At 60.7% G+C, this 22,347-nt stretch carries 15 protein-coding genes; 3 read left to right on the top strand and 12 right to left on the bottom strand.

Annotated elements, in window-relative coordinates; translation table 11 throughout:
* Nucleotides 1-600 precede the first annotated feature (600 nt).
* Nucleotides 601-2,589 carry a sigma-54-dependent Fis family transcriptional regulator gene (locus AC1RBA_RS27745; RefSeq protein ID WP_492420590.1) on the top strand — a complete coding sequence of 663 codons (1,989 nt, stop codon included), beginning with the start codon at nucleotides 601-603 and terminating at the stop codon, nucleotides 2,587-2,589.
* 1 nt (nucleotide 2,590) lies between these two features.
* Here the strand turns inward: AC1RBA_RS27745 and AC1RBA_RS27740 are convergent, their stop codons facing one another.
* The 7 genes from AC1RBA_RS27740 to AC1RBA_RS27710 form a co-directional block, all read right to left on the bottom strand.
* Nucleotides 2,591-3,601 (bottom strand): FAD:protein FMN transferase, encoded by a 1,011-nt coding sequence (locus AC1RBA_RS27740; protein ID WP_492420588.1) that lies wholly within the window; start codon nucleotides 3,599-3,601, stop codon nucleotides 2,591-2,593.
* Nucleotides 3,591-5,693, bottom strand: a complete 2,103-nt coding sequence (locus AC1RBA_RS27735) for a 4Fe-4S binding protein (protein WP_492420586.1) — start codon at nucleotides 5,691-5,693, stop codon at nucleotides 3,591-3,593. Before AC1RBA_RS27735 ends, AC1RBA_RS27740 begins: the two co-directional genes overlap by 11 nt.
* Nucleotides 5,694-5,750: 57 nt before the next feature.
* On the bottom strand, nucleotides 5,751-6,911 hold the full coding sequence (locus AC1RBA_RS27730) for a porin (RefSeq protein WP_492420584.1): 1,161 nt from the start codon (nucleotides 6,909-6,911) through the stop codon (nucleotides 5,751-5,753).
* Between the two features lie 287 nt (nucleotides 6,912-7,198).
* The gene (locus AC1RBA_RS27725) at nucleotides 7,199-8,935 is read right to left on the bottom strand and encodes a PQQ-dependent methanol/ethanol family dehydrogenase (RefSeq protein ID WP_240453534.1); all 1,737 of its coding nucleotides are present in this window, start codon (nucleotides 8,933-8,935) and stop codon (nucleotides 7,199-7,201) included.
* A gap of 47 nt (nucleotides 8,936-8,982) precedes the next feature.
* A complete protein-coding gene (locus AC1RBA_RS27720; RefSeq protein ID WP_070289550.1) occupies nucleotides 8,983-9,372 on the bottom strand; it encodes a DUF779 domain-containing protein in 390 nt (129 codons plus the stop codon).
* Between the two features lie 55 nt (nucleotides 9,373-9,427).
* Nucleotides 9,428-10,948 carry an aldehyde dehydrogenase gene (adh, locus tag AC1RBA_RS27715; protein WP_070221751.1) on the bottom strand — a complete coding sequence of 507 codons (1,521 nt, stop codon included), beginning with the start codon at nucleotides 10,946-10,948 and terminating at the stop codon, nucleotides 9,428-9,430.
* A 336-nt stretch (nucleotides 10,949-11,284) separates the two neighbouring features.
* Nucleotides 11,285-12,241 (bottom strand): beta-propeller fold lactonase family protein, encoded by a 957-nt coding sequence (locus tag AC1RBA_RS27710; RefSeq protein WP_492420582.1) that lies wholly within the window; start codon nucleotides 12,239-12,241, stop codon nucleotides 11,285-11,287.
* Between the two features lie 204 nt (nucleotides 12,242-12,445).
* On the opposite strand from AC1RBA_RS27710, the gene AC1RBA_RS27705 reads away from it, so the two are divergent.
* Nucleotides 12,446-14,584, top strand: a complete 2,139-nt coding sequence (locus AC1RBA_RS27705) for a TonB-dependent receptor family protein (RefSeq protein WP_492420580.1) — start codon at nucleotides 12,446-12,448, stop codon at nucleotides 14,582-14,584.
* A 55-nt stretch (nucleotides 14,585-14,639) separates the two neighbouring features.
* Here the strand turns inward: AC1RBA_RS27705 and AC1RBA_RS27700 are convergent, their stop codons facing one another.
* The 5 genes from AC1RBA_RS27700 to AC1RBA_RS27680 all read right to left on the bottom strand — a co-directional run bounded on the left by AC1RBA_RS27700 (nucleotide 14,640) and on the right by AC1RBA_RS27680 (nucleotide 20,231).
* Nucleotides 14,640-15,473, bottom strand: a complete 834-nt coding sequence (locus tag AC1RBA_RS27700; protein WP_492420578.1) for a substrate-binding periplasmic protein — start codon at nucleotides 15,471-15,473, stop codon at nucleotides 14,640-14,642.
* Between the two features lie 25 nt (nucleotides 15,474-15,498).
* A complete protein-coding gene (gene pedF / locus AC1RBA_RS27695; RefSeq protein ID WP_070221748.1) occupies nucleotides 15,499-15,984 on the bottom strand; it encodes a cytochrome c-550 PedF in 486 nt (161 codons plus the stop codon).
* A gap of 131 nt (nucleotides 15,985-16,115) precedes the next feature.
* Complete coding sequence (gene rtcA / locus AC1RBA_RS27690; RefSeq protein ID WP_492420576.1) at nucleotides 16,116-17,135, bottom strand: RNA 3'-terminal phosphate cyclase; 1,020 nt, start codon at nucleotides 17,133-17,135, stop codon at nucleotides 16,116-16,118.
* Nucleotides 17,136-17,151: 16 nt separating this feature from the next.
* Nucleotides 17,152-18,387, bottom strand: a complete 1,236-nt coding sequence (locus AC1RBA_RS27685; protein WP_121668524.1) for an RtcB family protein — start codon at nucleotides 18,385-18,387, stop codon at nucleotides 17,152-17,154.
* Nucleotides 18,388-18,659: 272 nt separating this feature from the next.
* Nucleotides 18,660-20,231: an RNA-binding protein gene (locus tag AC1RBA_RS27680; protein ID WP_492420574.1), complete on the bottom strand. Its 1,572-nt coding sequence runs from the start codon at nucleotides 20,229-20,231 to the stop codon at nucleotides 18,660-18,662.
* Nucleotides 20,232-20,437: 206 nt separating this feature from the next.
* On the opposite strand from AC1RBA_RS27680, the gene rtcR reads away from it, so the two are divergent.
* Entirely contained in the window at nucleotides 20,438-22,042 is a 1,605-nt protein-coding gene (rtcR, locus tag AC1RBA_RS27675; protein WP_070310872.1) for an RNA repair transcriptional activator RtcR, read from the top strand.
* The last annotated feature ends 305 nt before the right edge of the window (nucleotides 22,043-22,347 follow it).

The raw sequence follows: 22,347 nt of genomic DNA, 5'->3' as shown, positions 1-22,347 counted from the left end.
GTCGAACTATTTAACTAGTTCAAACCCCTCGCATTGCGAGGTGTTTGCTCACTCAAAAAACTGACAGGCCACTACTTGCGTAGCGCCTATTTCATTATTTCTTGTGAACATTTGATATTTTAAGTTTTACAGCGATCCGAAAATCACTGCTGCACTACATCAAATGTCCACACTTATCGACTGTTAATTGTTAAAGAACTGTATTCGGTTACTGCTTTCGCGCTATCGACAAAGCGTTGTGTTTGCCAGCTGCGAAGAAGGAAGAGTATGAAGCAATTTGCTACGTCCGTCAACTCCTTCTTTTTTCTCGCTTCACGCTGCATTTGCATGCGTCGTTCAGCGAGGGGGCGAATTATAGCCCTGCCATGCGCGCGCCGCAAGGGCTATTTTCCCGCGCCGTGAAACGCCCCTGGCATCGCACTTGCTTATACAGCCCTATGCACTGTCCACTGATGAGAGCAACTCTGGGCCTGGCAGCAACACTGGGGACAGCCCGGCTCGCTTTGCTTTGCTCCCATCTGTGACAGGTGCTACATTATGGAACACTCTCGATATTCAAAAGAGCGCCGCAGTACAGGGCCCAACGGAGGCAACGAGATCATGTATCAACCGTCAGCTACTTACCGTAGCGCACCGTTTTCGTCCATCGCGGACGCGAACACTTTGCCGGCAGGACAGGACAACGTCCCCGTCATCATCGAAACTTCCCATCAGCGTTCCGTCGCTTTTGGCCTGTCGCCCACGGCCACGCCTGACTTTACGCCAGCCGGCAAATCCGACCTGTCCTTGCTGATCGAGCAAAACCGCATGCTGCACACGCACGCGCTGCCCGCGATGGAAACCCTGTACCAGCAAATCGTCAACACGCACAATATGGTGATCTTGACTGATGCCAATGGCGTGATCGTGCATTCGCTGGGCGACGATGATTTTCTGGAGAAAGCCAACCGCGTGGCCCTGCAGCCAGGCGTGGCGTGGTCGGAACAAAGCCGCGGCACGAATGCCATCGGCACGGCCATCACGGAAAAAGTACCGACTCTGGTCCATGCGGACCAGCATTACCTGGCTGCCAATCACTTCCTGACTTGCTCCGCGGCGCCGATCACTGACCACCGGGGCAATGTCATCGGCGTGCTGGACGTCTCGAGCGACCAGCGCAGTTTTCACAAGCATACGATGGCCCTCGTGCGCATGTCGGCCCTGATGATCGAAAATCAGCTGTTTTCTGCCACCTTCGAAGATGCCATCACCGTGCACTTCCACGCGCGCCCCGAATTCATCGGCACCTTGATGGAAGGCATCGCCTCGTTCACCCCGGGCGGCCGGTTCTTATCGGCCAACAAGAATGGCTTGTTCCAGCTGGGCCTGTCATTTGCCGCGCTGCAATCGCACACGTTCAGTTCCCTGTTCGGCTTGCCTGTTTCCGCCCTGTACGAGCATTACCGCACGGCCTCACCCGGTTTGCTGAACCTGTGCATGCACAGCGGCGTGCGCGTGTATGGGCGCGCGCAGTTGCGCCTGTCCAATAGCGTCTTCCAGCACGGCTTTACTACCAGCACCGATCACAGCGACATCAACGCGGTGCCGGCGGCGATCCCCGCGCCGGCCAGCCATGCGGCCAATGCGGCGCGCCGCCTGTCTGGCCTGCGCTACCTGCGCACGGGCGATCCGCAACTGGAACTGGTGATCGAAAAGGTCAACAAGGTATTGGGGCGCGATATTCCCATCCTCGTCATGGGCGAAACAGGCACGGGCAAGGAATTGCTGGCGCAAGCCATCCATAACGATTCGCCACGGGCCATGGGACCGTTTATTGCCGTCAATTGCGCGTCGATCCCGGAAACCCTGATCGAGTCCGAACTGTTCGGCTATGAAGACGGGGCGTTTACGGGCGCGCGCAAGAAAGGGGCGATCGGCAAGATCCTGCAGGCCAATGGCGGTACCCTGTTCCTCGACGAAATCGGCGACATGCCTTTCGGCTTGCAGGCACGGCTATTGCGCGTGCTGCAGGAACGCATGGTCACGCCGCTGGGCAGCAGCAAATCGATCACCGTCAATGTGGAACTCATTTGCGCCACGAATCACAACTTGCGCGAACGCATGGCGAAGGGACTATTCCGCGAAGACTTGTATTACCGATTGAATGGCCTGGTGGTGAAACTGCCGCCCCTGCGCGAGCGCACGGACCTCGACACGGTGGTGAAGAAAATCCTCGCGACGGAAGCGCCCGACACGCGCTACACGGTGGCCCCTGACATCCTGCGCCTGTTCCACCAGCATAAATGGCCTGGCAACTTCCGCCAGCTGACGAACCTGTTGCGCACGGCCATCGTCATGGCCGGCGACGAGCATGAAATCTGTTTGCGGCACATGCCCGATGATTTCCTCGACGATATTGAGATGACGCAAGCGACTGCCGCCAGCGCCAGCACGGACCGCATGATCGCGGCCGGCGCCAATCTGGAAGAGATGGAGCAAAGCGTGATCCTCAAATCGCTCGATGCCCACGGCGGCAACGTTTCGGCCACGGCACGGGCCCTGGGCGTGTCGCGCAACACGATCTATCGCAAGGTGCCGCACCTGAAATAGCCTAGAGTAGACGGGGAAAGCCCGGCGACATCTTGCGCCGGCCCTGCTTGTCGATGGTCATCAGGTCGACTCCGTCCATGCGCGCGGCCATCGCATGCGCACGCGCCGCCCCCGTCACCATGAAGGTTGTCGACAAGCCATCGGCCAGCAAGCCGGTAGGCGCCAGCACGGTCACGCTGGCCAGTTCGCCCGGCGAATCGCCTTTCGCAGGATCGAAGATATGGTGATGCACGAAGTCGGGCGTGAACGTGCATTCGTAATCGCCCGACGTGGCCACGCTGCGCCCCTCCACTTTCAAGGTGGCCGCCAGGATTTCCGCATCACGCGGGTCCTGGATGCCCAGGGTCCACGGGCGCCGGACGGCACGCTGCCCGCGCGCGACGAACTCGCCCGTGTCGAGCAGCGCGTGCCGCACGCCGCGCGCCTTCACGGCCGCCAGTGCCATGTCGGCCGCGTAACCTTGCGCCAGCCCATTCAGGGTCAGCGCCATGCCGGGCTGAAGAAAACGCACTTCGCGGCGATCCCACGCCAGTTGCCGCCAGCCTACCCGCGCCTGCGCTTCGCGGCGCAATGCTTCCGCCGGCAAACTTGTCTGATCTGCCGCCGCGCGAAACAGCTGCCATAACGGTTGCACGGTGATATCAAACGCCCCGTCGCTCCATTGCGACAAGGCTCGCGCCTGCGCCAGCACCGTCAGCAGATGGGCATTCGGCCGGGCCAGGCGGCCATCGCGGTTCAGCTGGAAGACTTGGCTGGCAGGACTGTAAATGCTCATCAGGCGGTCGACACTCCTGGCCGCATGCAAGGCGTCTTCGATGGCCAGTTCGGCCTGGCGCTGGTCGTGATGCAACACGGTGACGGCGACCGTCGTGCCAAACGCCAGGGCGGCACCTTGATAAGGGCGCACGCCGGATGCCGTAGCCGTGCCGCGCGCCATACTGCCAGGCAAGATCACGCCCGCCATGCCGGCCACGCTGCCAATCGCTGCGGAAATAAAGGTTCTACGCTGCATTGCTGCTCTCCTCTGCCGTGGCCCGGACGATGGGAATGGTACGGGCGCGCTTGATTTCCAGCATCAAGGGTGCGCATTTTTCATCGCTGGCATAGATCACCACGCAATCCATGCATTGAAAACACTCGCCGTAATAGACTTTTCCGCTCGGCGCGATGGCGTGGTGCTCGCAACGGTGGCGACAAGTCTGGCATGGCGTGCCGCATTCCTTGCGGCGCGGAATCCAGTTGAACAGGCGAAAGCGTCCCAGCAACGCCAGCGCCGCGCCAAACGGACACAGGTAGCGGCAAAAGAATTTATAGGAAACACTGCTGAGCAGCAGCAAGCCCACGGCATACGCGACGAAGGGCCAGGCGCGCACGAAGTTCAGGGTAATGGCCGTCTTGAACGGCTCCAGTTCCACCAGCTTGTCCGTGATCTGGCTGGAAAACATGCTGCTGGCCAGAATGGCCGCCAGCAAGCCATACTTGATCCATTTCAAGCGCCCATCGAGGCGCGGCTTGATCTTCCACTGCGGCAAGCGCAGCCACTGGCCCAGCTTGCCCGTGAATTCCTGCAGGGCGCCAAACGGACACAGCCAGCCGCAAAACGTGCCGCGGCCCCAAATGAACAGGCTGAGCAGAACGAACGCCCACAGGATCACCGTCATCGGGTCGAACAGGAAGAAGCCCAGGCTGCGCCCCGCCAGCAGCGCCTGGATCAGCCCTGTGATGTTGACGATCGACAATTGCCCCTGGGCGTAATAGCCGATGAAGCCGATGGTAAACAGCAGGAACAGGCGGCGGAACCATGCAAATTGCCGGCCATTACGCACCAGGCGTTTCTGCCAAGCCAAGGCGCCGGCCAGCAGCGCCAGCCCGGCCAGCAAGATCAACAGCTCAGTCTGGCGCCCCTTCCACGTGCCGCGCCAGCCGGCATCGTCGCCTTGCGGCGCCGTATAAAACCCGGCCAGCAGACGGTAGCTGAAATCGACGTTGCGCGCGATGCGTTCCGGATACACGATGCCCTTGCTGCGCGTGATGGGGAGAGAAAATGCCAGCGGGCTGGCCGCATCGAGCCCCGCCTGGCTGATGACACGGAATACGGCAATATTTTCCGTTGGCAATGGTCCCGCTTCCGACAAGCTCAATTCCAAGTCCAGGTCGCGCATGTCGATGGGCAAGCCATCCTGCTTCAGCAACAACCGGTCCGGCACGGTGCCGCGCACGAAATCGTCACCCAGCACGCTGTAGCGCCCGCGCGACATGACGAGGATGGCGTGGTCGCCCTCTTCCAGCCTGTTGCGCAGCTTGTTCCAGCTGCGTTCCGTCAACAGATTGCGTCCTACGCTGGGCACGGAGACATAGGCCAGATACAGGTCGATGAACAGGCCGTCCGGCGCGCGCGTCGCTTCCGCATCGAGTCCGGCTCCGGGACTGCCGGCAAACAGGCTCTCCACATCCTTGTTGCTCAGGCGCACATGCTGGATCAAGCCTTGCTCAAGCATCTTTGCCACGCTGAGTTTCTCGAACACGTCCATGCGGATGCGGGCGATCTGGTCCGGATCGCGCCCCTGCGCAAAGCCGAGTTTCTTGCGCGACACTTTCAAGGCGGACGCCAGCACGCTCTGGTTGATGATGCGCACGGAAGCCGTGGCCTTCGACACGCCGTCGATATCGGCGTGCGTGGCATCGGCGGCGCGCTTCTTCCTGGCATCGATGGCGATATTCTGTTTCAACGACAGGCCCTGGTACTGTTTGACGAACTGGAACAGCGGCGCTTCACCTAGGCCATCGAGAAACACGGGTTCGTGCTGCGACAGCACGGCCACGTCCAGAAAACTACCCTGAGGATTGATGGCGATCAATAAATTGACGGGAACGCCGGAAAAGCCGGGAATCGGCGCCAGGTCCACCGACTCGAAGACATAGCCGACCAGTTCCGTTGCCGTGGCGTTTTGCTTGAACAGGGGCCAGACGGGCAAGTCGGCTTCCTTGTCGCCGACGACGAGCGGTGCAGGGAAGCGCCGCGCCAGCTCGGCCTTGGTGAGTACGCCGGCCCACGCCTGTCCCAGGATAAACAGGAATAGCCAGCATCCGATGAATAAGCGCATTATCCGCATGCATTGCACTCCGTGCGGCGCCGCAGCTTCCGGCGCCGCATTCATTGGTTAGAAGAAAATAATGCCGCCCAGGGACACGCCATTCATCTTCGCTTCGCCGCCCGTAAAGCCTTTCGAGCGCGTCTGGCCCAGCTCCCCCACGAGGGTGATCGCACTGTTGAGCGAGTAATACGCACCGAGGGTCAGGTTGGCGTTCGACTTCAAACCGCCCGTGCCGGCCGTGTTGTCGTCGTTCTTGCTGATGCCGTAGGACAAGCCCAGCTTCAGCTTGTCCGTCGTTTTATACGTGCCTTGCAGCAGCCAGTTCTTCGACTTGGTATCGCCCTGATCCGCATCGGAGAGAATGCCCAATCCCTTGCCGCCCTGGAAATTGAGCAGCACGCCAGCCGGTCCCATCTGGTACGAGCCGCCCACTTCCACGCCGCGCATGGTCAGGTCATCGACGCCAGGCGTTTTCGACGTGAATTTTTGCGACTTCACGCCGAGCCAGGCTTTCAAGCCCTCCTGCGCATACGTCAACTGCGCCTGCACTTGCGGACTCGACTTCGAAGAATAGGTCGAACCTGCCACGATGGGCGTATCGGAAACGGGGCTGACCAGCGCCACGTCGGCACCAAAACCGCTGGACTTCGGCGTGCTGTACATGATCTGGCCATAGTTGCCCAGATAGGTATAGCCGGCGCCGATATGGCCCAGGGTCACCCGGCCCCGCTGCGTCGCCTGCACGGGCGCGCCCGAGCCCAACAAGGTCATGTCGGACAGGATCGCATTCGCGCCGAAGATGCCATAGTCGCGGCCCAGCTTGAAAGTGCCCATTTCCGCATTGCCGAACGTGAAGAAGGCTTGGCGCACGTCGACCACGCTGTTCTGGCTGATGGCGCTGTCCGTGGCCGTCGAGTTGTAGATGCCGATCAAGGCTTTCACGTCGTACTCGCCCAGGCGCGACGAGGCCGAGGTGATCAAGCCATTCGGCAGCAGGCCGTTGCCGATGGTGGTGCGGTCCTTTTCGCTGCCGCAACCGAGCGCCTGGCCTCCCAGCGCCAGCCCGCCCACGGCATCGCCCGAACACGACACTTGCGTGTAATAGGCGTTGACGATGCCGCCTACCGACACGGTCCAGTCGCCCGCCTTGATATCGACGGCTTGCGCCTGCCCCACTGCTGCGATTGTCATGACACCCACGCTCCCCAGCTTGCTCAATGTGTTCATTGCGTCTCCTCTTTCTTCTCTGTTTTTAGTGTGCACATCAGTGATTGATGTACCTCAAGCTTTGGCAATAAGCGTGCCCAGCACGGCTCACAGGGAGAAAGAGAAATGACGTGTTTGACGTGTGCAGCAGCGGATCAATCGCCCCGCACGGTGTTCCTTTTTTGACCGCCGGCACATTGATCGAACGCCTGCGTAAACAAAAAACTGACGGCCTGGGCCGTCAGCAAAAAGAAAGCACCCGGCGGACAGGGAGACACCCATCCGTGTGGCCCGGGCGCTTCACCCCGTTACTTCGACGCCAGCTTGAAGACCCACACGGAACCGCCCTGTTCCAGGAAGTTGACCTTCTTCGCCACCTCGCCGCCCCACAGGGGCACGGCGCCGCCCCAGCCGGAGACGACGGCCACGTATTGCGTGTCGCCGTCCTGCCAGGTGACGGGCGGCGCCACGACGCCGGAACCCGTCTGGAATTTCCACAGCTCCTTGCCCGTCTTCGCGTCGACGGCTTTCAGGAAGCCTTCCGGCGTGCCGTAGAACACCAGATTACCGGCCGTGCTCATCACGCCGCCCCACAGCGGCGCGTTGTTCTTGATTTCCCAGACGATCTTGCCCGTCTTCGGATCGATGGCGCGCATGGCGCCAATGTAGTCGTCAAACAAGGGCTTGATGGTAAAACCGGCGCCGAGGAAGGCGCCGCCCTTCTTGTAGCTGATCGGCTCGTTCCAGATATCCATGCCCCATTCATTTGCGGGCACGTAGAACAGCTTGGTTTGCGGCGAGTACGCCATCGGCATCTGGTTTTTTGCACCGAGGAAAGCCGGCGCGGCAAACACGGTCGAACCCTTCTTGCCTTCTTCTCCCTTGGTCGGGTCGCCAGGGCGGCCGGCTGCGATATAGTTTGGCCGGCCCGTCTTCAGGTCGATGCTGCTGGCCCAGGTGATTTTCTTGACGAACGGAAAGGCATTCTGCAGCTTGCCGTTGGCCGCATCGATGACGTAGAAGAAACCGTTGCGGTCAGCCTTGCCACCGTAGCGCTTGCCATCCATGTCGAAGGTGACGAACTCGTTGGCGCCGTCGAAATCCCAGGCATCGTTTGGCGTATTCTGATACGCCCACTTGATCTGCCCCGTTTTCACGTCCAGCGCCACGGTGGACGACGAGTACAGGTTGTCGCCGGGACGCAGATGGCTGTTCCACGGCGCCGGGTTGCCGGTGCCAAAGTAAGCGAGCTTGGTCTGCGGATCGTAGGTGCCGCCCATCCACGTCGAGGCGCCGCCCGTTTTCCACAGGTCGCCCGGCCAGGTCTTGTTCACGGTACCGGACACGCCGTTATCGATGGCCTTGCCGTCCTTGTCGTAGCGGTGGCCCATATGGCCCTCCACCGTCGGACGGCTCCACACGAGGTCACCCGTCATCGGGTTGCGCGCCTCGACCCGGCCGACGATGCCGAATTCGCCGCCCGACACGCCCGTCAGCAGCAAACCTTCGGCGATCAGCGGCGCCGCCGTCATCGAGTAACCGGCCGCATAGTCGTCGACCTTTTCCTTCCAGACGATCTTGCCCGTATTCTGGTCCAGCGCCACCAGGTAGGCGTCGAGCGTGCCGAAGATCACCAGGTTGCCGTACAGGGCGGCGCCGCGGTTGACCACGTCGCAGCAGGGCATGATGCCGTCCGGCAAGCGATGCTCATATTTCCACAGCTTGGCGCCCGTTTTCAGGTCGACGGCAAAGATGCGCGAATACGATGCCGTGACGAACATCTTGCCGTTGTGAATCAACGGCTGCGATTCCTGGCCCCGCTGTTTTTCGCCGCCGAACGAGAACGACCAGGCCGGCACCAGCTTGGCCACGGTCTTGTCATTGATCTGCGTCAACGGCGAATAGCGCTGGCCCTGCGTGCCCATGCCGAACGACAGCACGCTGGACGGATTCTTCGCCGTGCTGTCGAGCATGGCGGTGGTGACATTGCCCACATCGGCCGCCTGGGCCAGCGATGCCACACCCAAACCGATGAGTATCCCCATGATTTTTTTCTGCACAATCATCTCCCTCTGTTTTATTAGTATGTGTGTCAAGTCTTGCGGTGCTCATGCGGCTGGGCATGCAACAGCGCACACTCTTCATCGGTGAACAGGCGCGAGCGCGTCAAAAAGCGCTTGCCCGTGCCGTTGTCGAGTGAAAACATGCCGCCATTGCCATCGACCACATCGATAATCAACTGGGTATGCTCCCAGTACTCGAATTGCTCGAGTCCCATGTAGAACGGTGCGCCATTCAAATTGCCGAGATAGATGTCGGTATCGCTGACATCGAACTCGCCCAGCGCGTAGCACATGGGCGCACTGCCATCGCAGCAGCCGCCCGACTGGAAAAACATCAGCGGGCCGTGACGCTGGCGCAACTTGTCCATCATTTCCAGCGCCGCATCGGTGGCGACCACCCTGGCAATTGCTGCACTCATGGCATCCCTTTCTGCGCGCCGCGCCTGGACTACGGGCGCGGCGCCTGTTGCCGGTTTAGAAGAAGCCCAGCGCTTTCGGGCTATAGCTCACCAGCAAGTTCTTCGTTTGCTGGTAGTGGTCGAGCATCATCTTGTGGTTTTCGCGGCCGATACCCGATTGCTTGTAGCCGCCGAACGCGGCGTGGGCTGGATACAGGTGATAGCAATTGGTCCACACGCGGCCCGCCTGGATGGCGCGGCCCATGCGGAAGGCGCGCGAACCGTCACGCGTCCACAAGCCGGCGCCCAGGCCGTACAAGGTATCGTTGGCAATCGCCAGCGCTTCAGCTTCATCCTTGAAGGTGGTCACGGACACGACCGGTCCAAAAATTTCTTCCTGGAAGATGCGCATCTTGTTGTGCCCCTTGAACACGGTCGGACGCACGTAATAGCCGCCTTCCAGGTCGCCCGCCTGCGTGTTGCGCTCGCCGCCAGCCAGCACTTCGGCGCCTTCCTGGCGGCCGATGTCGAGGTAGGACAGGATTTTTTCCAGCTGCTCCTGCGACGCTTGGGCGCCGATCATGGTGGACGAGTCGAGCGGATTGCCCTGCTTGATGGCGGCCACGCGCTTCAGGGCCCGTTCGATGAATTTCTCGTAGATCGATTCCTGGATCAGCACGCGCGATGGGCAGGTGCACACCTCGCCTTGATTCAGCGCAAACATGGCAAAGCCTTCCAGGCACTTGTCGAAATACTCGTCGTCCGCATCCATCACGTCTTCAAAGAAGATGTTCGGCGATTTGCCGCCCAGCTCCAGGGTGACGGGAATCAGGTTTTGCGCCGCGTAGCCCATGATCAGGCGGCCCGTGCCCGTTTCGCCCGTGAAGGCAATCTTGGCGATGCGCTTGCTCGAGGCCAGCGGCTTGCCCGCTTCCAGGCCGAAACCGTTGATGATGTTCAACACGCCCGGTGGCAGCAGGTCGCCGATCAGCTCGATCAACACCATGATGGAAGCGGGGGTTTGCTCTGCCGGTTTCAGGACGACGCAATTGCCGGCGGCCAGGGCTGGCGCCAGTTTCCACACGGCCATCAGAATCGGGAAATTCCACGGAATGATCTGGCCCACGACGCCCAGCGGCTCGTGGTAGTGGTAGGCATAGGTTTCCGCATCGATTTGCGCGACGGAACCTTCCTGCGCGCGGATGCAACCGGCGAAGTAACGGAAATGGTCGATGGCCAGCGGAATGTCCGCGTTCATCGTTTCGCGGATCGGCTTGCCGTTATCGATCGTTTCCGCCGTCGCGATCAAGCTCAGGTTCTGTTCGATGCGGTCGGCGATGCGGTTCAGGATGTTGGCGCGCTCGGCGGGCGAAGTCTTGCCCCAGGCCTCCTTGGCGGCATGCGCGGCATCCAGCGCCAGCTCGACGTCTTCCGTCGTGGAACGGGCGATTTCGCAAAACGGCAAGCCCGTGATCGGCGTAATGTTAGGAAAGTATTCACCTTTTACTGGTGCAACGAATTTGCCGCCGATGTAATTGTCATAGCGTTGTTTGAAGGGATTGGCTACGCCCAGTTTGCTGATGTCTGCGAGATTCATGTCGTCCTCTATCGGGTTAATTAGAATGGAATTACTTAATTAAAATCAAACGTCCTGGTACAGATGGGGTGAGTACACGCAGTCTTCCGCAAATGCCGTGCCAGCTCGCCATCCCACTACAAACTTAGCCGCTTTTGCCCTTGTTGCAAGGGCGCGGCCTCAATACCGGTGCGCTTTTCGGCGCATGCCCGGGCTTGAGCCGCGGGAGCGGGCCTGTTTGCGTTTTGAACAAAGTGAAGGCATCCTGTTCCAATCCGGGCCAGCCCTGCTGCTGCGGCCCGTCGCCGCTGCACAATGGAACAGGTGTACCAGACTGGAACACCTGTTCCTGTAACGCTACCGAATCACCACGCCCCATGGCAATTCGCCGACGGCAATATCGGCCACCTTGCGCGCGCTGGCCGTATCGATGACGGAGACGCTGTTCGAGCGGCCATTGGCCACGTACAGCTTGGCCCCGTCGGGCGTGATGGCCATGTTCCATGGGCGCTTGCCGACGGGAATGGTGGCCGTCACCTGCTTGCTGGCCGTATCGATCACCATCACCGTGCCGTCCGTGCCATTCGATACATACACTTGCTTGCCACCGGGATGGACGACGATGCCATTCGCATTCTTACCTGCTGGAATGGTGGCGATGGCCTTGCGCGCCGTCATATCGATCACGTAGACAGCATTGACCAGTTCGCACGCCACGTAGGCAAGGCCCGAATCCGGACTGAAACCGATGCCGCGCGGACGCAAGCCCACGGCGATGGACGCGACCTGGCGGCGTTGCGCCACATCAATGACATCGACTTGCTCGGCCTCTTCCGCACTGACCAGCAGCCAGCGCCCATCGGGGCTGAAGACGGCATGTTCCGGGTTGCGTCCCTGCACCTTGATATCGGCAAGCACGACGCCCGTCTGGCCATCAAGCAAGGCCACGCTATTGTTTTCCTCGACGGCCACGGCCACGTAACGACCGTCGTGCGAGGCGCTCACGCCTTCGGGCGACTTGCCCAGCGCCACCATGCGGACTGGTGCGCCAGCTTCGTTATCGATCAGCAGCAAGGCGCTGCTGGCCGCATCGGTGACAAACAATTGCCGCCCGGTGGGGTCGGCGGCGATGCCGCGCGGACGCTTGCCTGTGGCGATCTGGCGCACGACCTGGTCGGTCGCCGTGTCGATCACGCTCACGGTGCCCGATTTTTCATTGGGGACATAGGCAAAAGGAGCGGCCTGGAGGGCGGTGCTGGCAAGCGCCGGCAGCAGCCAGCACACCTGGCGCAAGCGCGGGAAGAAGTTGGGCATAATCACCTTTTCAATGGCAAAACACAGGAAAAGCGCGCGGTAGCGGCGCATCTGATAATTGCTGCATGCAAACGCCGTGCCACTGACACGCGTATAATTTCCGCCCACCAATGGAGACATGGCAGGCATATTGCTTGATACAACTATGCAGACCTGCGCCGCTCACGCGCTCAAGCAGGCTTTTATTCACATTGGAGAATCCGCATGCAGCATCGTTTCCGCCTGAACACCATCGCCAGCCTGTTTGTCGCCGGCAGCGCCACCCTGGCCCCCCACGTCTTTGCCGCCGAGCCCGCTGACTTGGCCGCCGGGCAACTCATGGATACGGTGGTCATCAGCGGCAGCCGCATCGCCCACCCCAGCCAGGAAGTGCCCGCGTCCATCGACGTCGTCGACAGCACCCGCATCCAGGACGGCCAAATCCGCGTCAATGCCTCGGAAGCGCTGGCCGCCGTGCCGGGTCTGGTCGTACAAAACCGCCAAAACTACGCACAAGACTTGCAAATCTCGTCGCGCGGCTTCGGCGCCCGCTCGGCCTTCGGCGTGCGCGGCGTCAAGCTGATCAGCGATGGCATTCCCGCCAGCATGCCCGACGGGCAAGGCCAGGCTGCCACCTTCAACCTCGATACGGCCGAGCGCATCGAAGTGCTGCGCGGGCCGTTTTCTGCCATCTACGGCAACCATTCAGGCGGCGTGATCCAGCTGTTTTCCAAGGATGGGCAAAATCCCCCGTCCGTCGAACTGAACGTGACGGGCGGCAGCTTCGGCACCAGCAAGGTGGACCTGTCGGCGCAGGGCCAGGCAGGCGGCATCGGCTACGTGCTCGACGGTTCGCGCTTCCGCACGGACGGCTTCCGCGACCACAGCGCCGCCACGCGCGAACAGGCGTTCGGCAAGATCACGGTCAAGCCGAATGCGGACAGCAAGCTGACCATCGTCGCCAACAGCCTGCACCAGGGCAACACGCAAGATCCTCTGGGTGCCACCTGGGCCACGTTTTCCCGCGATCCGCGCGGCGGCGAAATCGATGCGACGGACACGCAAAACCCGAAACGCACCCTGGCCGAACGCTACAACACGCGCAAGAGCATCGACCACCAGCAAATCGGCGCCACCTATGAACAATCGTTTGGCGAAAACCGCCTGCACGTGACGGCCTACGGCGGCAACCGCGACGTGATCCAGTACCAGGCTTTTACCAAGGGTTTCCAGGCGCCAGCCAGCCATTCGGGCGGCGTGGTCGACTTCCAGCGTGAGTTCTACGGCATCGACACCAACTGGCTGCACGTGAACCAGCTGGCAGGCGGCAAGCTGAGCACCACCATCGGCATCGACTATGGCCGCTCCAGCGATGATCGCACCGGCTATGAGAATTACATCGGCAACACGTTTGGCGTGAAGGGCAAGCTGCGCCGCGACGAGCAGGATGTCGTCTCCAGCCTCGATCCGTATATCCAGACAGAATGGCAGAGCGGGCCATGGCTGCTCAGCGCAGGTGTGCGCTACAGCAAGATGAAAGTGTCGGTCAACGACCGCTTCCTCGGCAATGGCGACGACAGCGGCAGCCTGGAGTTCAGCCACACGACACCGGTGCTGGGCCTGCTGTATAAACTGACGCCCAACGTCAACGTGTACGCCAGCGCCGCGCGCGGTTTCGAAGCACCCACCCTGAACGAACTGTTTTACTCGGGCACGGGCGGCGGCTTCAATTACCAGCTGAAACCGGCCACCAGCACCAACCTGGAAGCGGGTATCAAGGCCAGGATCGCGAACAACACGCATGTGAACGCGGCCGTGTTCCAGATCAAGGCCAACGATGAACTGGTGGTCGACAGTTCCAGCGGCGGGCGCACCAGCTACCGCAATGCGGGCAAGACCTTACGCCAAGGCATGGAAGTGTCGCTGGACTCCAGCTTGCCGTACGGTTTCACGACAAAAGTGGCGCTGACCAGCCTGCACGCCGTGTATGACCGGGCGTTCGGCAGCGTACGCGAAGGCAGCCGCTTGCCGGGCGTGCCCAGCGCTAACCTGTTCGCGGAACTGGCCTGGAAAGACACGCTCGACCGTTTCGGCGCGGCAGTGGAAAGCGTGGCCAGCAACCAGGTCTACGCGGAAGACAGCAACAGCGAAAAACCGGCGCCCGGCTACACGGTGTTCAATGCGCGCTTCAACGCCAAACAAAACGTAGGGAATTGGCGCTTCAAGGAGTTTGCCCGCCTGAACAATCTTTTCGACAAGACCTACGTGGGCTCCGTCATCGTCGGCGACAGCAACAAGCGCTACTATGAAGCGGCGCCGGGGCGCAACTGGTTGTTAGGCGTCAGCGCCATGTATTCCTTCTAATTAAAAAGCCCGCGCATCGGAAGATGCGCGGGCTTTTCAACGAGAGCAAGCTAAATCAGGGCCGCGCTTCCTTCACGCCATGCTTCTCAAAGATGGCTTTCAATTCACCGCTGGCCGCCATCTCGTTCATGGCCGCCTGCAGTAACTTGGCCACGTCGAGCTGTTGCTTGCTGACGGCCAGGCCCACGGCCCAGCCGGCACGCGGCAAGCGGGCGAACGCCACTTCGCTCAAGGGGAAAGCGGGATCGCTTTTGAGCACCGACTCGATTTCCGAACGGTTGGCCAGCACGGCGTCGAGCTTGCCTGCTTGCAATTGCTGCAAGGCTTCGGCGGCGGTATCGAAGATGCACACATCGTCGCGGTACTTGCCATTGTCTTCCCCGAGCATCAGCATGGCCGCGATCGACACCTTTTCCACGCCGATGCGCTTGCCAGCCAGCGAGGCGACACCATCGAATTGCGGCACGGCTTGCGCGCTGCGCGCCAAGCGCACGGTTTCCACGTAGTACGGCGCGAAGATCTCGACCTTGTCGTTATCCGCCATCAACTTCTTGTCGACCGGCACGTGCAGCATCACGTCGGCAGGGCCATAGCCGAGGTAATGCCCCTTCCACACCATATTGCGCAAATCGTCGTTGAGGTTTTCGCCGGCGGGAAATGGCAGCAAGCTCAGTTTCAAACCCAGCTTTTTCGCCAGCGCTTCGGCAATGTCGATATCGATACCCACGCCCTTGTCGGAAAACGGCGCGAACTCGTTATAGACAGCCACTTTCAGGCTGCCCGACTGCTGTACTTTCTGCCAGTCGGCACGCGCCGGCGCGGCGGCGCACAGCGCCAGGCAGGCGAGCGACAGCATTGCGCGCGTGCCCCGGAGTTGAAATGAACGCATGGGACTCCTTCGTTATCAGTTCGACCTAATTAGACTCGCGGCGGGTTTCCAGGTAGGTCTTGATGGCCCACATCGCTTCCTGGTTGAATACGCCCTCGAACGGCGGCATGTACACGGCGCCATTACGCACTTTACCGTGACGGATGGTCGCCAGGAAATAATTATCCGTTTCCTTGTAGCACGCCTGTTTCTTTGTCTCATTCTTGATACCGAAGCAATCACGGTCCAGCTGGCGCAAGTCCGGCGCGATGCCGCCCGAAATGGCTTCGATGCCGTGGCAGCGCGCGCAATTCTGGTTATAGGCCGAGGTGCCCACCGTCAGGGCCAGCTTGTTGCCGCGATACGGGTTTTGCTCGAGCCACTTGTCGCCCACCTTGGGCAAGCCCGTGGTGTCGACGCCTTGCGGCGTGACATTGCCGTGCGCATAGGCATGCGGCAAGGTCAGCAGGGAGGTGAGGGCAACGGCGCCGGCGGCGGCCACGCCGAGCAGGGTACGGATGGAATAGGTCATGCTGGTCTCCTTGGTTTTTTTAGTGAATATCTCAAGAAGAGCAAATGCCATGCCATGCGTATATGCCCCACATCGGGCCGCCCATGTATCAATTTGGAACAGCTGCAACAGCGATTGTGTCACCGCGCGCGTCAGGCGGCGGCCACCGTGCAGATGCTGCCCCGCGCCTGCTGCTCGAAAGTGATACGCACGGGCAAGAAGCGGGCAATCACGTCCGCATTCGTCAACGCATGCTGCGACACCTTGTTGCAACTGAAGCTACCGCCGCCGGCCAGCGCCATCGGCAGCAAGAGCTGGTCCGCCAGGTGCTCGCCCACGGCCGCGTCCGTCTTGAGATAGGCGCGCACCTCGTTCAACAGGCGCTTGGCCACGGATTCGGCCAGCAAGTGCTTTTCGCCGAACGACGTAAATACTTCCGTGACGTGCTCATGTTCCAATGTCAGCAACAGGACGTTGCCCGGTCCCTGCTCCGCCGGCAAGCCGACGAGGCGCAGCTGCTTGCCGCTCCAGCCCATGCCGTCGGCTACACGCTCGAGCTCGCGCTGCGCCACGTTCACATGCACGCCCGCCACCACGCTTTCCGCATACCCGGCCTTCCGCTCGCCGCGCTGCAGCAGTGAAATAGGCCGCAAACGCTGGCACGGTTGCACGGTGGCCAGCACCTCGCCACCACCTGCGGGATGAAAGCCATAGCGCTGCTGCGTAATCTCCACCTCGGCGCCCATCTGTTCCAGGATGCGGCCATACGCGCGCTGCAAAAAATGCACGGGCGGCGCCATGGCATTGTGCGTGCCGCCGCTGATGCGCACGGTAGACGGCCCATCCGCATGCAGCAGAGCCGGCAGCAAGGTTTGCAACACCAGGGTGCAGCTGCCGGCGCTGCCGATGGCAAAGCGGTAATCGCCGCCGCGTATGGGGCCAGGCACGAATTCCAGGCTCGACGCGCGCAGCGCCACCGGCGTCGTGCGCGCCCCGCAAATGGCGGTCGCTGCCTGCACGCCCAGCAAATGCTGGCGCAGCAAGCCGGGCTTTTCCCGCCCCGCGCGAATATTCGTCAGCCGGAACGGCTGTCCCGTGATCATGGACAGGCTCAGCGCCGAGCGCAAAATCTGTCCGCCGCCTTCACCTTGCGCTCCATCAATTTCGATCATCTGTACTTTCTTTCTATCAACCTTTGACGCAAACGACCTGCTTCAGGATATGCACGACGTCGACCAGCTCGCGCTGTGCCAGCATCACCGCATCGATATCCTTGTAGGCCATTGGAATTTCATCAATCACGTTTTCATCCTTGCGGCATTCCACGCCTTGCGTGGCGCGGATCTGGTCGTCCAGGTTGAAGCGCCGCTTCGCTTCCGTACGGCTCATCGTCCGTCCCGCACCGTGGCTGCAGCTATGGAAACTGTCCGCATTACCCTTGCCGCGCACGATAAAACTCTTCGCGCCCATGGAACCGGGAATGATCCCCAGTTCGCCGGCGCGGGCCGAGACGGCGCCCTTGCGCGTGACCAGTACGTCCTTGCCGAAGTGGTGCTCCTTCTGCACATAGTTATGGTGACAGTTGACGGCTTCCACATGCGTCTGAAACGGCTTATGGATGACGGTGCGCACGGCCGCGATCAGGTTTTGCATCATCACTTCGCGGTTGTTGCGCGCGAAACGCTGGGCCCAGCCCACCGCTTCCACGTAATCGTCGTAATGCCGCGTGCCTTCGGCCAGATAGGCCAGGTCCTGGTCGGGCAGGTTGATGAAGTGGGTACGCATATCCTGCTTGGCCAGTTCGATGAAATGCGTGCCGATGGCATTGCCCACGCCGCGCGAACCGGAATGCAGCATGAACCATACAGAACCCTGTTCATCGAGACAGACTTCGACGAAGTGGTTACCGCTGCCCAAAGTTCCCAGGTGACGATAGTTATTCGTGTTCTTCAGCTTGGGCGTTTTCAGGCAGATGGCGTCGAATTCATCCTTCAGCTGCAGCCACGCGGCATCGACCACCGAGGGCGGCGTCTGCCAGGAACCCTCGTCGCGGCCGCGGTGACCGCGCGTCTTCGGCGACATCCCGTGCGGAATGGCGCGCTCGATGGCGCTGCGCAGCGGCCCCAGGTTATCGGGCAAATCATTTGCCGTCAGCGTGGTTTTCGCCGCCATCATTCCGCAACCGATATCGACGCCCACTGCCGCCGGAATCACGGCACCCAGGGTAGGGATCACGCTGCCGATGGTCGACCCTTTACCCAGGTGGACGTCGGGCATGACGGCGATGTGCTTGTAGATGAACGGTAGGGTCGCCGTGTTGCGCAATTGTTTTTTGGCCGCTTCTTCAACGGGCACGCCACGCGTCCACATTTTCACGGGACGGCTGCCTTCGGTATGCAGAACTTCGTATTCTTCGTTTTTCATCGCTATGCTCTTCTTCTATTGTATAGGGGGTGATGACAAGGATTGGTGAAACATTGCCGACGCATCGGCTCTGGATGTAGTTCCACCGGCATTCATCAGTACGACAACCCGACAACGGGGGACAGGATTTTCTGCCAGGCGCACTGCGTCTGGCAGGCCGGTTTGACGCGGCTGATCGATGTAATCCTGTCGGCATTCGGGGTACTGCGGCGCATGACAAGCCTGGACAGGACGTCTCTTATGTAGTCTTGTCCGCATTCGTGCGCCTTACTTCAACACGCTGGTGCCGCGACATCGAGGGCGGCGATTTCTCCCACCCAGTGGGCCGGGTCCAGCTGACCGGCGGCAAAGGCGGCGATGATCTTGAAGACGTCGTCGGAAAAACCGCCGATATTCAGGATATCCTCGCGCTCCATCGCCTGTGTCGTGGCATGCGGCGAAATATCGATGCACACCAGCTTTGCCTGCGGATTGCGCTGCTTGAAAACCGTCCACTGTCCCATCGTCGCCGTGGCGCCGCTGCGCTTCGCGTCGATCCACGATTCGTTATCGGACACATAGATCACCAGGTCGGCCAGCTCCTTCCTGCTGTTCATGCGCAGCAGGGGTGCGCTGCAATTGGTGCCGCCACCGCCGATGGCCGCCAGCCTGGCCGCATTCGCCATTACGCTGTCATCGGTGCCAAGTGCGCACTGCACCACGTTGTGCTCGAACGGCAGCACCATGGCGTCCGGATTCTTGCGCAGCATGGCTGCCGCCACCAGAGCCGCCACGTCGATGCAACGCACGTTCGAGGTGGCGCTGCCGCGAAAACCGCTGACGGGCGAGGCCATCGAGCCGGAAACGTCAGGACACACCACCACCTTGCCCACGATCCGCGGCACGTTCGCCAGCGATATTTCCAGCGCCTGCTCCAGCGCTGCGTGCACGATGCGCGGTACCTTGTCGCCGGCGGTCATGTACGCCGACATCAGCTGATAGGGAAAGACCCGCGCCCGGCCAATCGCTTCGGGATCGCGCAGCTTGGCGGCGATCAGTTCCGGCATGCCATCGATCGCGTACACGCCATGGCGGGCAAAGGTATTCAGATTCATGCGCACCATCTGCCAGCCGCCCTGGCGGGCGATCTGCGCCCAGCTTTCCGCGTTCAGGGGCAACGCCGTCAGCATCTGGAACGGCACTGCCGGTATCGGCTGCGAAGGATCGGCCTTGTATGCCTCGAACGCGGCCAGCGCCGGCGGCAAGGCATCGCGTGTATATTCCTTGCCGATCAGCCAGGCAAAGAATGCCTCCCGCCACGCTGCCTGCGGTTTCGGATGCACCATTTTCACCACGTCGGCCAGCGACGGCGCATTGCCCACGGCAGCGGCCAGCAAGGCCTGCTCGGATGCGTTGTTCAACCATGCCTGTACCAGCTTTTTCGGACGCGATCCCAGCGACTTGCGGCCCACGGCGCCCGAACGCATGATCTGCACGAAGTTGCGCAGCATCTTGCCGTTGTTAATCACGCGCTGGAAGGCCTGCGTAAATTCTGCAGCACCCTGCCCCGCCAGCACGGCCACCAGCAAGGCCGGCATGTCTTTCATGTAGCCCCGTTCGCGGCAGTACACGGCCGTTTGTGCGATGAAGGCTGGTTCGACCGCCTTGCACAGTTCCAGTACCATCGCCAGCTGCGCTTCGGCGCTGGCATAGAACGTCGTGTTCAGGCAACCGGTGGCAGCATATTGCGCCAACTGATGCCGTGGCGTCAGTGCATACGCTGGCGCGCCTTCGGCATTGCGTGCCAGTGCCGAAGGCAAGGTCGCGCTCTGTTGTGCGCTCTGGAATAGCTGGACGTTGGCCATTTTTCGTTCCTCTCTGCTCTCTACGTTTATCTCGTTGGTATCTCCTCTATTGCAAGCGCTGTGCCAGCTCTAATAATTTTTCCAAAAACAAATGTAAGCCATTGATTTTTTGGAATAATATTCTCATGCATGCTTTGCCTTGAAACTATCCCCTCGATTACGATTTCGAATACAATTATCTTTTCAGATAAATTTTTATCCAAGATATGCAAGCAAAACGCACCGTCGTCATCGGCTTTCTCGGCACGCAACTCGACAATGGCAGAGGAGCGGCACGCTGGGAAAAGTGGCGCCCTAGCGTCGCGCTGACCCAGCATGAAGACAAGATCATCGACCGTTTCGAACTGCTGTACGCCGGCGAGCAGTTTGCCAGCCTGGTGCGCCAGGTGTCGCAGGATATCGCCAGCGTCTCGCCTGAAACCAGGCTGGTCGCCCATGAACTGCCCATCAGCGATGCCTGGGATTTTGAAGACGTATACGGCGCGCTCTACGATTTCGCCAACAGCTACGCCTTCGATCCGGACAAGGAGGAGTACTGGATCCACATCACCACCGGCAGCCACGTGGCGCAAATTTGCATGTTCCTGATGACGGAAGCCCGCTATTTCCCGGGCCGCCTGGTGCAAACGTCGCCACCGAAGCGGCAGGCCGCCGGCAATCCGGGCAGCTACGCGCTGATCGACCTCGATCTGTCGCGCTACGACCAGATCGCTCAGCGTTTTACGCGCGAGCAGGCCGAAGGCGTGGCCTTCCTGAAGTCCGGCATCGCCACGCGCAATGCCAAGTTCAATAGCATGATCGAGGAAATCGAACGCGTCGCCATCAAGTCAAAAGCGCCCATGCTGCTGATGGGACCAACCGGCGCCGGCAAGTCCTTCCTTGCGCGCCGCGTGTATGAACTGAAAAAATCGCGCCATCAGATCGACGGCAAATTCATCGACCTCAATTGCGCCACCCTGCATGGCGATGGCGCAGCCTCTACCTTGTTCGGTCATATCAAGGGGTCATTTACAGGCGCGGGTTCGGATAGGCCAGGCTTGTTGCGCAGCGCGCACAAGGGCTTGCTGTTTCTCGATGAAATCGGCGAACTGGGACTCGATGAACAGGCGATGCTGCTGAAAGCCATCGAAGAAAAACGCTTCTTTCCTGTTGGTGCGGATACGGAGGTGCAAAGCGACTTCCAGCTGATCGCCGGCACCAACCGCGACCTGGGCAAGGAGGTGGCGGCCGGCCGCTTCCGCGAAGACCTGTATGCGCGCATCAACCTGTGGACGTACGAATTACCGGGTCTGGCGCAGCGAGCCGAGGATATTGAGCCGAACCTGGACTACCTGCTGGCGCAGTACGGTGCGGAGACGGGCGAAAGAGTGCGCTTCAACAAGGAGGCGCGCGAGCGTTTCATGCGCTTTGCCACCCTGTCCACCTCCGCATGGAAGGGGAATTTCCGCGACCTGTCCGCCGCAGTCACGCGCCTTGCCACGCTGTCGGAAGCGGGCCGCATCACGGATAGTGTGGTCGACGAAGAGATCAGGCGCCTGAACCGGATGTGGCAGCATCATAATGGACGAACTGGTCGTCCGGAAGTGGACCTGGCAGAGCTGATGGGAGAGCAGGCGGCAGCGCAACTCGACCTGTTCGATGCGCTGCAGCTGCAGGCAGTCATCCAGGTGTGCCGACAGTCCAACAGCCTGTCCGATGCGGGCCGCAAGCTGTATGCCGTTTCGCGCGAGGCAAAGGCAAAACCGAATGATGCGGACCGGCTCAAGAAATTCTTGGCCCGCTTTGACCTGGAATGGGACAGTATTAGATAACAGAGGCAGCGCGCAGCGCTGCCTTTTTTTCGTCCAGCATTCCCCCAACGGCGAAGTACCGGAGTCAAGCGCAGGTCGACGTAGGTCGACGTAGGTCGATGTCGGTCGGCGCAGGCCGGCGCAGGCCGGCGTAGGTCGGCTTAGCGCAGCGTAAGCCGACAGCACCAGCGGCGTATCCAAGCGCCAGACGTAAAAAAACCCCAACCGGATCACCGGAAGGGGTTTTTTCGTATAACAAGCCTGACGATAACCTACTTTCACACTGGTTGCAGCACTATCATCGGCGCAAAGTTGTTTCACGGTCC

The organism is Janthinobacterium sp. GW823-FHT03B06 (genome assembly GCF_058796955.1).
Note: the sequence above shows the minus strand (reverse complement) of the source record. Positions and strands in the feature narration are given on the sequence as shown.